This window comes from Pseudarthrobacter sp. SSS035, assembly GCF_023273875.1.
Classification (GTDB): domain Bacteria; phylum Actinomycetota; class Actinomycetes; order Actinomycetales; family Micrococcaceae; genus Arthrobacter.
The window spans coordinates 600,000-612,890 of the sequence record NZ_CP096882.1 but is presented as its reverse complement, the minus strand read 5'-3'; the positions used below and the strand labels follow the sequence as shown (position 1 = coordinate 612,890).

The window sequence follows — 12,891 nt, the reverse complement described above, 5'->3', positions numbered from 1 at the left end:
CGGCCGTGGAACAGAACGCCGTCGACTGGCAGGCGCTGGAGGCCGCGGCTGTCGACGCCATGAAAAACGCCTACGCCCCGTATTCAAAGTTCCCGGTGGGGGCCGCGGCCTTCACCGAGGACGGGCGGCTTGTCAGCGGCTGCAACGTGGAGAACGCCAGCTACGGGCTCTCCCTGTGTGCTGAATGTGCCCTGGTGGGAAACCTGCACATGACCGGCGGCGGGTTGTTGCGCGCGTTCTACTGCGTAGACGCCGCCGGTAACGTGCTCATGCCGTGCGGCCGCTGCCGGCAGCTTCTCTATGAATTCCGCGCGCCTGGCATGGAGCTTATGACCACCCAAGGCATCAAAACCATGGACCAGGTGCTGCCCGACGCATTTGGTCCCCAAAACCTGGAGGATCCAAGGTGACACAGGCAACTGAGGCATTCGACGCCGTCGACATCATCCGCACCAAGCGGGACCGGGGCGCCCTGAGCCCGGAGCAGATCGACTGGACCATTGACGCGTACACCCGCGGGGTCATCGCCGACGAACAGATGGCCGCGTTGAACATGGCCATTCTGCTCAACGGCATGGACCGCGCCGAAATTTCGCGCTGGACGGCGGCGATGATCGCCTCGGGCGAACGGATGGACTTCGGCGGCCTCCGGCGGCCCGACGGCGGCGTGAAGGCCACCAGCGACAAGCACTCCACCGGGGGAGTGGGGGACAAGATCACACTCCCGCTGGCACCCCTGGTGGCAGTGTTCGGCGTGGCCGTGCCGCAGCTGTCGGGCCGCGGGCTGGGCCACACCGGCGGCACCCTGGACAAGCTGGAATCGATCCCCGGTTGGCGGGCGGCCCTGAGCAACGACGAAATGATGGCGCAGCTTCAGGACGTGGGCGCCGTGATCTGCGCTGCCGGGGCGGGGCTGGCGCCGGCGGACAAGAAGCTCTACGCGCTGCGGGACGTCACCGGCACGGTCGAGGCGATCCCGCTGATCGCCTCCTCGATCATGAGCAAGAAGATCGCCGAAGGCACGGGGTCCCTGGTCCTGGACGTGAAGGTGGGCAGCGGAGCCTTTATGAAGGACGAGGCACGGGCACGCGAACTGGCCGAAACCATGGTGGCCCTCGGCAAGGACGCTGGGGTGAACACCGTGGCGCTGCTGACCAACATGAGCACCCCGCTCGGCCTCACCGCAGGCAACGCGATCGAAGTGGAGGAATCCGTGGAGGTCCTGGCCGGCGGCGGCCCGGAAGACGTCGTCGAACTGACCGTCCGGCTGGCCGAAGAGATGCTGGCCTGCGCTGGCGTCCACGACGCCGATCCGCGCGCCGCGTTGAAGGACGGCCGGGCCATGGACGTCTGGAACCGGATGATCGAAGCGCAGGGCGGAGATCCGCGCGCCAAGCTGCCGGTCGCCAAGGAATCCGAGGTCATCTACGCCCCGGCCGACGGTGTCCTGGTGGGGCTCGATGCCTTGGCAGTGGGCGTTGCGGCGTGGCGCCTCGGCGCGGGACGTGCCCGCAAGGAAGACGCCGTCCAGGCCGGTGCAGGGATCCGCATGCATGCAAAGCCCGGTGCCACGGTCCGTGCCGGCGAGCCGCTGATGACGCTGCTCACGGACACGCCGGAGAAGTTCGCCCGTGCCAAGGAAGCCCTGGAGCACGCCGTCACGATCGCCCCGGAAGGGTCGCGCCCGGCCCAGCAGCTCATCATCGACCGAATAGCGTAGGGACAATGCAGGCCATCAATGAATTCATCCTTGCCGCCGCCGGGCAGCCGTGGGTGCTCCTCCTTGTGCTGGCCTGCTGCCTGATTGACGGGTTTTTCCCGCCTATTCCCAGCGAATCCGTGGTGGTGGGCCTGGCCGCGGTTGCCGCCACCGCGGACGTCCCCAATCCCTGGCTGCTGATGGCCGTCGCGGGCCTGGGCGCGTTCTCCGGCGACAACATCGCGTACCTCATCGGACGCCGGGTGGGGACCCGGCGCTGGCACTGGATGCGCGGACCGCGGATGCAAAGTGCCTTCCGCTGGGCAGGCGACGAGCTGAGGAAGCGGCCGGCGTCGCTCATCCTCGTGGCGCGGTTCATCCCTATCGGAAGGGTCGCCGTCAACCTCACGGCGGGCGTGACCCACTATCCGCACTTGCGTTTCGTCGGCCTGACGGTCCTTTCCGCCACGCTCTGGGCCTCCTACTCGGTGGGTATCGGGCTGTTCTTCGGCCAGTGGTTCGAAAACAACCATCTGCTCGGCGCGGCCATCGCAATCGTCTGCGCCGTGGGCCTTGGAATCGTGGTGGATCTGGTCATTAACCGCATCCGGGGAAAGGTTCCTGTGGTGGAGCGGCTGAAGGATCCGGAAGCCTAGGGTTTGCGGCGTCCGTGCGTAGCGGGCAGGGTCCCGGGCATGGGACACTGAAGAGCGACTTACGTCACTTCCGGCTGCATCATTTCGTCTAGGAGCAAGACCCGCGTGGAGTTTATTAATGAGGCCGTGCTCCATGCAGCGGGCCAATGGTGGATCTACCCGGTCCTTCTGGTGTTCTTCTTCATCGACGGCTTTGCCATGGTGGTCCCCAGCGAGACGCTGATTGTGGCGTTGGCCGCGTTTTCCCGGCACAGCGGTGAACCGAATCTCTGGATCCTGGGCGCGACAGCCCTGGTCGGTGCCATCGCCGGTGACAACATGGCCTTTATGCTCGGCCGCAGGATCGGCCTCCACCGCTGGAAGTGGATGCGGCGTCCCAAAGTGCAGAAGGCCTTCGGCTGGGCACGGTATGAACTCGAAAAACGCGGCGCCGTCCTGATCTTCACGGCGCGCTATATTCCCTGGGGCCGGGTGGCGGTCAACTATGTGGCCGGCAGTACCGGCTTCGCGCACCGCCGGTTCTTCCTCCTGGATGCCTTCGCCTGCATCACGTGGGTGGGGTACTCCATCGGCATCGGGATCCTGGCCAGTTCGTTCCCCTGGCTCCACCACAACCCGCTGCTCAGCGCAGGCATTGCCGTGGTGTTCGCGATCGTGCTGGGCATCCTGATCGACCACCTCCTGCGCTGGTGGCACAAGCACCTGGCCCGCAATGACGCCGAAACTGTGGATGAATGGCTCGACGGCGGCCCGGAAGGTTCCGTGCCCGCGCATACCGCGGCGTCGCCGCTGCTGGCGCCCTCCCCGGCTGAGGCGGAGCAGCGCGGACAGTAGCGGCTGGCATAAGCCGCCTGCCGACCCTAAGGTTGGATGGTGACTGAGCCTATTGTTGACGCTGCCCCTGCCATCGATTTCGACCTGAAGAGCCTGCCTAAGGTTTCGCTGCACGACCACCTGGACGGTGGTTTGCGTCCAGCCACCATCATCGAACTGGCCGCGGCCGTTGGCCACACGCTGCCTTCCACGGACCCGGTGGCCCTGGGCGAGTGGTTCCGCGAGTCCGCGGATTCCGGCTCGCTGGTCCGCTACCTGGAGACGTTCGACCACACAGTCGCCGTGATGCAGACCAAGGAAGGCCTCATCCGCGTCGCCAAGGAATTCGTCGAGGACCTCGCGGACGACGGCGTGGTGTACGGCGAAGTGCGCTGGGCGCCGGAGCAGCACCTCCAGAAGGGCCTGTCCCTGGACGAGGTTGTTGAAGCAGTCCAGGAAGGACTCGAAGCCGGCGTCGACGCAGTGAGCGAAAGCGGCCGCGAAATCCAGGTGGGCCAGCTGATCACCGCCATGCGGCACGCGGACCGTGGCCAGGAAATCGCCGAACTGGCTGTCCGCCACCGCAACAAGGGCGCTGTGGGCTTTGACATCGCCGGAGCGGAAGACGGCTTCCTCCCGTCCCGGTTCAAGGACGCCTTCACCTACCTCGCCCAGCACAACTTCCCCGCGACGGTGCACGCCGGCGAGGCCGCCGGACTCGAAAGCATCCAGTCCGCCCTCGTTGACGGCCGGGCTCTGCGTTTGGGCCACGGCGTCCGGATCGCCGAGGACATCATGGTGGATTTCGACGACGACGACGACGCCGCGAGCGACGAGGACAGCATCGGCATGGTCACCCTGGGCGACCTGTCCAGCTGGGTCCGCGATCGGGGCATCGCCCTGGAGATCTGCCCGTCATCGAACCTCCAGACCGGAGCGATCGCCGGATTCGGCGAGGGCATCGAGAGCCACCCGCTGGACATGCTGTACCAGCTGGGCTTCAACGTCACCATCAACACCGACAACCGGCTGATGAGCGGCGTCACCCTGACGGACGAGTTCGAACTCCTCGTGGAGACCTTCGACTACGACCTCGACGATCTGCTGGAGCTCACACTCAACGCTGCCGAGGCATCCTTCCTGCCGCTTGAAGAGAAGGAAGCGTTGGTGGAGTACATCAATGACGCCTACGACAACCTTGGCTGAGCAGGCTCCCATCGACAGGCTGGTCGTTGTCGTAGCCCAGCTGCGCGAGCACTGCCCGTGGATGGGCGCCCTCACCCATGCCTCACTGGTGGAGTACCTCCTGGAGGAGGCCTTCGAGGTTGCCGAGACCATCGAGACCGGCGCGGATGACGCCGAGCTCCGCGGCGAACTGGGCGATGTGCTGCTTCAGGTGGTGCTGCACGCCCGGCTCGCCGAGGAGCGCGGCACGTTCACGTTCGACGACGTCGCGCGCGGGCTGAGTGCCAAAATGGTCCGCCGCAATCCGCATGTCTTCCTGCCCGACGGCACGCTGCAGGACGCGTTCCCTGCCTCGGTGGCGGAGATTGTCCGGAAGTGGGACGCGGTGAAGACTGCGGAACGTCCGGAGCGAACGGGGCCTTTTGAAGGCGTCCCGGACGCACTGCCGGCCCTGGCGAAGGCGCAGAAGTTCCTTGACCGGGCCGAGCGTGCCGGAGCGGTCCTTCCGGTGGGTGAGCTTGGCGAAACCCCGGACGCGCAAACGGAGGAGGAGCTCGGCGACCTGCTGCTCGCCGTCGTCGGCTCCGCACGTGCCAGCGGATTCGACGCCGAACGTGCCCTTCGGGGCGCCATCCGGCGGCAGTTCGCGTCGCCATCATGACGTCCGGGTGATGGATAGGGTTCCGTAACCTGCACCACTCTCGACTAGGCTTGGTCCTGACGAGGACGTCCCAGATTTAACGCTTTTTCCAGCTGTTCGTTCCCCCAAAATCGCCCATAAGGAGCACATCCATGGCGCTTATCGATGCCATCCACGCCCGCGAAATCCTCGATTCCCGCGGAAACCCGACCGTAGAAGTTGAAGTACTGCTCTCCGATGGCCAGATCGGCCGCGCGGCAGTACCCTCCGGTGCCTCCACCGGAGAGCACGAGGCTGTTGAGCTCCGTGACGGAGACAAGGGACGGTACCTCGGCAAGGGTGTCCAGAAGGCCGTTGACGCTGTCATCGACCAGATCGCTCCGGCCCTGACCGGCTTCGACGCCACCGACCAGCGCAGCATCGACCAGGCCATGATCGACCTGGACGGCACCCCCAACAAGGCCAAGCTCGGCGCCAACGCCATCCTGGGCGTTTCGCTGGCCGTGGCCAACGCGGCCGCCGCCTCCGCAGACCTGCCGCTGTACAAGTACCTGGGCGGCCCCAACGCGCACGTCCTGCCGGTTCCGCTGATGAACATCCTCAACGGTGGCTCGCACGCCGACTCCGACGTGGACATCCAGGAATTCATGATCGTCCCGATCGGCGCCGAGACCTTCTCCGAGGGCCTCCGCTGGGGCGTCGAGGTCTACCACAACCTCAAGTCCGTCCTGCAGGCCAAGGGCCTGTCCACCGGCCTGGGTGACGAAGGTGGCTTCGCGCCTAACCTGCCGTCCAACCGTGCTGCGCTGGACCTGATCCAGGAAGCCATCACGAACGCCGGCTACACCCCGGGCAAGGACATCGCCCTGGCGCTGGACGTCGCCTCCTCCGAGTTCTTCAAGGACGGCGCCTACCAGTTCGAGGGCAAGGCACTGTCAGCCACCGAGATGAGCGCCTACTACGCCGAGCTCGTGGCCGACTACCCGCTGGTTTCCATCGAGGATCCCCTGGATGAAAACGACTGGGACGGCTGGAAGACCCTCACCGACAGCATCGGTGACAAGGTCCAGCTCGTCGGCGATGACCTCTTCGTCACCAACCCGGCCATCCTGCAGCGCGGCATCGACACCAAGACCGCCAACTCGCTGCTGGTCAAGGTCAACCAGATCGGTTCACTGACCGAAACGCTGGACGCCGTCAGCCTGGCCCAGCGTGCCGGTTACACCACCATCACCTCGCACCGCTCCGGCGAGACCGAGGACACCACCATCGCCGACATCTCGGTGGCCACCAACGCCGGCCAGATCAAGACCGGTGCCCCGGCACGCTCGGAGCGCGTTGCCAAGTACAACCAGCTCCTGCGCATCGAAGAAGAACTCGACGACGCCGCACGTTACGCCGGCCGCAGCGCTTTCCCGCGTTTCAAGGGCTAGTAGCCGCGTAAACCTCTGACCGGTGGCTATGGTTGAAAGACCATAGCCACCGGTTTTTGTTTAGCCGGCATTGATTGAGCCGGCATCAAGCGCAGAGTTGCGGCCAGAGGCAGGCCGCACGTTTCAGGAGTGTCATGGCCACCCGCCGTCCCAAAGTTCCCAAAGCCGCTTCGAGGCATCAGGCCACCACGGACCCAACCACTGAAGACGCCGGCGTTATCCGCGCCGATTTTGGCGGTGCAGCCGGCAGCGCACAGGGCGGGAGCAAGGGCAAAACCGGCCCCGCATCCAGCGCCGGAACGTCACCAGGCGCCAGGTTCCCGGCCAGCAAAGGTCAGGGGAGCGGCCACAGCGGCGGTAACGCCGCGGGCAAGACGCCGAAGCCTGACACCGCGCCGGATGATACCCAGCCCGTACCCGCCAAGGCGTTCTCCGGCCGCATGCTGGCACTGGCGGTGGTCATGATTGCCATCACCATCATGCTGGCACCCACCGTGAAGATCTTCTTCGACAAACGGGCCGAGCTCGCCGCCCTCAGCGCCGATATTGCCGCCCGCCAGGCCGAGCAGGACGGCCTGCGGCAGCAGATCTCACGGTGGCAGGATCCGAACTACGTGAAACAGCAGGCCCGCGACCGCATTAACATGGTTATGCCGGGTGAATCCGGCTACTGGGTCTTCGGTGGCGATCTGCCGGCCGGAACAAGCAGTAGCCTGACCGCCACAGCAGCACAAGACCCCGCCGATCTGCCGTGGGTGGATTCCCTGTGGGAGTCCATCAGGCGTGCGGCCACAGACTGAACAGCTAGAGGAAGGATGGCCCGCGCCAGTGGAAGAAAACACGGCGACTGCGCCGGAGAAGTCCCGCCAGCCATCAGCACACGATCTTGAAGTACTCAGCAGGCAGTTGGGACGGCCGGTGCGCGATGTGGTGGAGATCCCGGCGCGCTGCGTCTGTGGCAACCCGCACGTCGCCGCCACCGCGCCGCGGCTGAGCAACGGGACGCCGTTTCCCACCACGTTCTATCTGACGCACCCCGTCATCACTTCGGCGGTTTCCCGGCTGGAAGCTGCCGGGCTGATGAACGACATGAATGAACGCCTGAGCGCCGATGAGCCCCTCGCGGCAGCCTACCGTGCAGCGCACGAGGACTATCTCGCCGCCCGCGCGGCGATCGGCGAGCGTTCCGGCATCGGCGCCGTCCCGGAGATTGACGGCATCTCCGCCGGCGGTATGCCCACCCGGGTCAAATGCCTCCACGTCCTGGTGGGCCACTCCCTCGCGGCAGGTCCCGGAGTGAACCCGCTGGGAGATGAGGCCATTGCCGGCATCAGCGAATGGTGGACAACGGACCGCTGCTACTGCGACGGCGCCTGGGACACCGCAGGGGAGGCCCCGTCAAAGGATCTCAGCCGCCACGGACCCCAGGGCCTGCCGGAGATCGTGGGCCGGCCCGCCCCGGTCCGCAAGACAGCAAGCGCTGACGGGGCAGGGGCATGACCCGCGTCGCCGCCATCGACTGCGGCACGAACTCCCTCCGCCTGCTCATCGCCGACATCGACCGCAGCAGCGGGACAGCGAAGCTCACCGACGTTGTCCGCGAGATGCGGGTTGTCCGGCTGGGCCAGGGCGTGGACGCCACCGGCGAACTCGCCCCTGAGGCACTGGAGCGCACGTTCGCGGCCACAGGGGATTACGCAGCCATGATCCGCAAGCACGGCGCCGAGTCCATCCGTTTTGTGGCCACCTCGGCCAGCCGGGACGCGCGCAACCGCCAGGTCTTTGTGGACGGGATCCGGGAACTGCTGGGCGTTGAGCCGGAGGTCATTTCGGGGGATGAAGAAGCTGCCCTGTCCTTTGCCGGGGCCAGCAGCGTCCTGCCCATCCTTGACGGCGAGCAGGTGCTGGTGGTTGACCTCGGCGGCGGCAGCACGGAGTTCGTCCTCGGTACCGCCGGCGGAGTCACGGCCGCCAAGTCCGTGGATGTCGGCTGCGTCCGCCTGACCGAACGGCACCTGCAGGACGATCCGCCCACGGCGGAGCAGATTGCCGCCGCGGAAGCCGACATCGACGCCGCCATCGCCCGGGCGGGGCTGGAGGTTCCGCTGGAACGCGCCACCGCCGTCGTCGGGGTGGCCGGCTCGATCACCACCATCACCGCCCATGCCCTGCGGCTTCCGGAGTATTCGCCGGCGGCGATCCACGGGACGGAACTGGCCATCGGCACCATCACCGAGGCCGCCACCGACCTCCTCCACATGACCAGGCGAGAACGTGCGGAACTGGCGTACATGCACCCCGGCCGCGTCGACGTAATGGGTGCCGGCGGGCTGGTGTGGCGGCGCATCCTGGAGCGGCTGAATGAACTCACCGCGGGCCGGATCGTCACGGCCACGGCCAGCGAACACGATATTCTTGACGGAATTGCCCTGAGCATCCACTAACCAGGCCTTCAGCCAACCAAGCATGGGAACCCACATGACCAGAGCAACAGCACGGTTCCGCCGGGCCGCGTCAGCTCTCCTGGCGATGACCCTCGCAGGCGTCAGCCTGGCCGCAGGACTGACCCTGGCGCCCGCGGCCATGGCCGACGCTGAACGGGACAAGCAGTACTGGCTTGGCGAAGCCGGAATTACGAAGGCCTGGGATGTTTCCAAGGGCGCCGGAGTCAAGATCGCGGTGATCGACAGCGGCGTGGATGCCCAGCACCCCGACCTGAAGGGCGCCGTCACCGGAGGCTTCGACGCGTCCGGGGCCGGCAGCCCCAACGGGCAGAAAAGCCTGGGGGTCAAGCCGGAACACGGGACCCTGGTAGCCACCATCCTTGCCGGCCGCGGCCACCAGCCCGCCGGTGCCACCGCTTCGCCCGGTCCCGGCCCGGCTGCTGCCGCCGGACCGGACGGCATGATCGGCGTTGCTCCTGAAGCCGAGATCCTGTCCGTGTCAACATGGCTGGGATCGGCCAACCCCGCGGGCAAGAGTGATCAGGACCAGATCCCCGAAGCGGTCCGTTGGGCCGTGGACAACGGGGCCAAAGTCATCAACATTTCGCTGGGGAGCGCCACGCCGCAGTGGCCCCAGAGCTGGGACGCTGCCTTCCTCTATGCCGAACAGAAGGATGTGGTGATTGTGGCCGCCGCCGGAAACCGGATAGGCGGCAACCTCCAGGTGGGAGCGCCCGCCACCATCCCCGGCGTCCTCACGGTCGCCGGCCTGGACCGCAAGGGCACAGCGAGCGTCGACTCGTCCTCCCAGGGGATCAGCATCGGTGTGGCGGCCCCGGCTGAAAACCTGCTGGGCGGGCTTCCCGGCGGCGGTTACGCCGAATGGGCGGGAACGTCCGGAGCTGCCCCGATCGTTGCCGGTGTGGCCGCACTCATCCGTTCCAAGTGGCCGGAGATGAGCGCCAAGCAGGTCATCAACCGGATCGTCAGCACGGCCAAGGATGCCGGTCCTGCCGGAAAAGACCCGCTGTACGGCTTTGGCGTGCTGAACGCCGAGGCCGCCCTGAAGGACTCCGTCCCGGAAGCCGCCGCCAACCCGCTCGGATCCATCTCGGACTGGATCCGCGTGCACCGCCGCGGCAACCTTGGTGCGCCGGTACCGGTGCCCACGGACGAGGTGGCCAGTGCCGTTCCCACGCTGCCCGAGCCCACTGTGCCCGCGGCCGAGGCGCCCTCACAGCGTGACAGTGCCGTTGGCGCCGCCGTCGTGATCGGTTCAGTAATCCTCTTTGTGGTGATCATCGGGGCAGCAGTCTTCCAGCTGCGGAGGGCTGCCCGAAACCCCGGAGCGGCGCGCGAGGAACCCGATACCGGCGCGTTCCAAACCGTTGATTCAGGCGGCAAAACGTAGTTAGTGAAGATTTTCACAAACTGTTGTATCCTTAAATCATGGCAACCACCCCAGAGCTCCAGGACCGTCCCAGGGTACTCGTCGTCGGCGGCGGGTACGTCGGCCTGTACGTAGCACTCAAACTGCAGAAGAAGATCGCGAATGCCGGTGGCATCGTCACCCTCGTGGATCCACTGCCCTACATGACTTACCAGCCCTTCCTGCCCGAAGTGGCCGGCGGCAACATCGAGGCCCGCCACGCAGTGGTCTCGCACCGCCAGCACCTGAAGCACACTGAACTCATCCAGGGCAGCGTCACTTCGATCGACCACGCCAACCGCACCGCCGTCGTGGCGCCCGCGGACGGCGGAGAGCACATCGAGATCCCCTACTTCGACATTGTGGTGGCCGCAGGCGCCATCACCCGCACGTTCCCCATCAAGGGCCTCGCGGACAAGGGCATCGGCCTGAAGACCATCGAAGAGGCTGTGGCCCTTCGCAACAAGGTGCTGGAGCGCCTCGAGGCCGCGTCCACCATCGCGGACCCCGCTGCCCGCGCCAAGGCACTGACATTCGTGGTTGTCGGTGGCGGCTTCGCCGGCATCGAATGCATCACCGAAATGGAAGACCTGGCCCGCGCCGCGGTCAAGAACAACCCCCGCATCCGCCAGGAAGAAGTACGCTTCGTCCTGGTTGAAGCCATGGGCCGCATCATGCCCGAGGTCACGGCACCCCAGGCCGAATGGGTTGTGGAGCACCTCCGCAGCCGCGGCATCGAGGTCCTGCTGAACACCTCCCTGGACAGCGCTGAGGGCTCCCTGAAGCTCATCAACCTCCCGGACAAGTCCCTCGCCCAGGAATTCGAAGCCGACACGCTCGTCTGGACTGCCGGCGTGCAGGCCAACCCGATGATCCGCTCCTCCGACTTCCCGCTGGAACCCCGCGGCCGCGTCCGCGTTCTGCCGGACCTCCGCATCGCCGGCGATGAAGGCATCATCGACAACGCCTGGGCCGCCGGCGACATCGCCGCCGTGCCGGACCTCACGGGCAGCGGCCTGCCGGACGGCACCTGCGTCCCGAACGCCCAGCACGCACTTCGCCAGGCCAAGCGCCTCGCCAAGAACTTGTGGGCTTCGCGCTGGGACAAAACGCTCAAGGACTACAAGCACAAGAACCTGGGTGCTGTTGCCGGCTTCGGCGAGTGGAAGGGTGTTGCCAACATCAACATCCTGGGCCGCATCGGCCTCAAGGGCCCGCTCGCCTGGCTGGCACACCGCGGCTACCACGGCATGGCCATGCCCACCATGGAGCGCAAGGTCCGCGTCATCATGGGTTGGATCCTCGCGTTCTTTATGGGCCGCGACACCACCCAGCTGATCGACCTGGACAACCCGCGTGGTGCCTTCGTGGCCGCTGCCACACCTGCTCCCAAGCCGGCTGCGGCTGCTCCCGCCCCGGCGGCCAGCGCGCCCGAGGTATCCGCCGGAGCGGCAAATCCCGGCTCTGCGGAGGCCACCAGCGTGGACCCCAAGCAGTCGGTCACCGCGGACGCCAAGTAACACCGGCATCCCGACGCAGCATTTGTAACGCCCGACGGCGGCTGTCCCCTCGAGGGATAGCCGCCGTTTTGGCGTTTCCCGCCTGGTGTCCCTTCTAGACTGGCAGCATGACTGGCGAAAAGAACCTCCAGACCCTGCTGGCAACACTGAAACCGGTACTGCGGGAGGGGGAGTACGTCTACGTCCTGTGGCCGCATGGCAGGCCGCTTGAGCCCGGCATCGAAGCTGCCGTCCGTGAGGCCGAGGGCCTGACGGTCGTCCTGCCGCGGGAAAGGGCAGACAGCCTGGGGCTGCACTACGACTTTGTGGCGGCCTGGATCACCCTGGAAGTGCATTCTGCGCTGGAGGCTGTTGGCCTGACAGCCGCCGTCGGGAAGGCCCTGACCGACGCCAGGATCAGCTGCAACGTGCTGGCCGGCTTCCACCACGACCACCTGCTGGTGCCGGTGGCGGACGCACCACGCGCCGTCGAAGCCCTGGCTGAGCTGTCAGCGGCCAGCCGGCACGTGCCGCGGCCCGAGCTGCTGCTCAGGAACGAGACGGTTGCGGACAGGGACAAGATCCTCGCGTTGACGGGCGAGGCGTTCGCGGTCTCCCCGGTCACGGGCCTGCCGGTGGACGGGGAGCCCGAGGAGGTGGACGTGCTCCGCAGGCTCTTCGAGTGCGAGGACTACCTGCCCGAGTTCAGCGTGGTGGCGGTGCTCGACGACGAGATAGTCGGCCATGTGATCAGCACACGGGGCTGGGTGGGCGACTACGGGTTGCTGGGCCTCGGGCCCATCGGTGTGACACCAAGGCTGCAGCGCCATGGGATCGGCACTGCCCTCATGAACGACACGATTGCCCGGGCCAACGCGGCGGGGGAGGGCGGGATTGCGTTGCTGGGCAGCACCGATTACTACCCGCGCTTCGGCTTCGTCCCGGCTGCGTCCTTCGGCGTCCTCCCTCCCGACGCGGCCTGGGGGGACCACTTCCAGCTGCTCCCGCTGGCGGTCTGGCCCGGCGGGGTCCACGGGACGTTCCGGTACGCCGGACCGCTTGCGGGCGAATGACGGGATACCATTGACCGGGC

Annotated in this window: 13 protein-coding genes; all 13 read left to right on the top strand. The window is 66.7% G+C overall.

What is annotated here, in order from left to right; genetic code table 11:
- Positions 1–5 precede the first annotated feature (5 nt).
- Entirely contained in the window at positions 6–410 is a 405-nt protein-coding gene (locus MUN23_RS02775; protein WP_248761992.1) for a cytidine deaminase, read from the top strand.
- The gene (locus tag MUN23_RS02770) at positions 407–1,720 is read left to right on the top strand and encodes a thymidine phosphorylase (RefSeq protein ID WP_248761991.1); all 1,314 of its coding nucleotides are present in this window, start codon (positions 407–409) and stop codon (positions 1,718–1,720) included. Before MUN23_RS02775 ends, MUN23_RS02770 begins: the two co-directional genes overlap by 4 nt.
- Positions 1,721–1,725: 5 nt before the next feature.
- Positions 1,726–2,355, top strand: coding sequence for a DedA family protein (locus MUN23_RS02765; protein ID WP_248761990.1), 630 nt, complete (start codon positions 1,726–1,728; stop codon positions 2,353–2,355).
- Between the two features lie 105 nt (positions 2,356–2,460).
- Positions 2,461–3,189, top strand: a complete 729-nt coding sequence (locus MUN23_RS02760) for a DedA family protein (protein WP_248761989.1) — start codon at positions 2,461–2,463, stop codon at positions 3,187–3,189.
- Positions 3,190–3,228: 39 nt separating this feature from the next.
- Positions 3,229–4,374 (top strand): adenosine deaminase, encoded by a 1,146-nt coding sequence (locus MUN23_RS02755; RefSeq protein ID WP_248763971.1) that lies wholly within the window; start codon positions 3,229–3,231, stop codon positions 4,372–4,374.
- Entirely contained in the window at positions 4,349–5,014 is a 666-nt protein-coding gene (locus tag MUN23_RS02750) for a MazG nucleotide pyrophosphohydrolase domain-containing protein (RefSeq protein ID WP_371875967.1), read from the top strand. Before MUN23_RS02755 ends, MUN23_RS02750 begins: the two co-directional genes overlap by 26 nt.
- Before the next feature lie 131 nt (positions 5,015–5,145).
- On the top strand, positions 5,146–6,426 hold the full coding sequence (eno, locus tag MUN23_RS02745) for a phosphopyruvate hydratase (protein WP_056343550.1): 1,281 nt from the start codon (positions 5,146–5,148) through the stop codon (positions 6,424–6,426).
- A gap of 134 nt (positions 6,427–6,560) precedes the next feature.
- Positions 6,561–7,226 (top strand): septum formation initiator family protein, encoded by a 666-nt coding sequence (locus tag MUN23_RS02740; protein WP_248761988.1) that lies wholly within the window; start codon positions 6,561–6,563, stop codon positions 7,224–7,226.
- 28 nt (positions 7,227–7,254) lie between these two features.
- Positions 7,255–7,926, top strand: a complete 672-nt coding sequence (locus tag MUN23_RS02735) for a DUF501 domain-containing protein (protein WP_248761987.1) — start codon at positions 7,255–7,257, stop codon at positions 7,924–7,926.
- The gene (locus tag MUN23_RS02730) at positions 7,923–8,870 is read left to right on the top strand and encodes a Ppx/GppA phosphatase family protein (protein WP_248761986.1); all 948 of its coding nucleotides are present in this window, start codon (positions 7,923–7,925) and stop codon (positions 8,868–8,870) included. Before MUN23_RS02735 ends, MUN23_RS02730 begins: the two co-directional genes overlap by 4 nt.
- Before the next feature lie 34 nt (positions 8,871–8,904).
- Positions 8,905–10,281 carry a S8 family serine peptidase gene (locus tag MUN23_RS02725; RefSeq protein ID WP_248761985.1) on the top strand — a complete coding sequence of 459 codons (1,377 nt, stop codon included), beginning with the start codon at positions 8,905–8,907 and terminating at the stop codon, positions 10,279–10,281.
- A 38-nt stretch (positions 10,282–10,319) separates the two neighbouring features.
- Positions 10,320–11,819 (top strand): NAD(P)/FAD-dependent oxidoreductase, encoded by a 1,500-nt coding sequence (locus MUN23_RS02720; protein ID WP_248761984.1) that lies wholly within the window; start codon positions 10,320–10,322, stop codon positions 11,817–11,819.
- 107 nt (positions 11,820–11,926) lie between these two features.
- Positions 11,927–12,871: an N-acetyltransferase gene (locus MUN23_RS02715; protein ID WP_248761982.1), complete on the top strand. Its 945-nt coding sequence runs from the start codon at positions 11,927–11,929 to the stop codon at positions 12,869–12,871.
- Positions 12,872–12,891 lie beyond the last annotated feature (20 nt).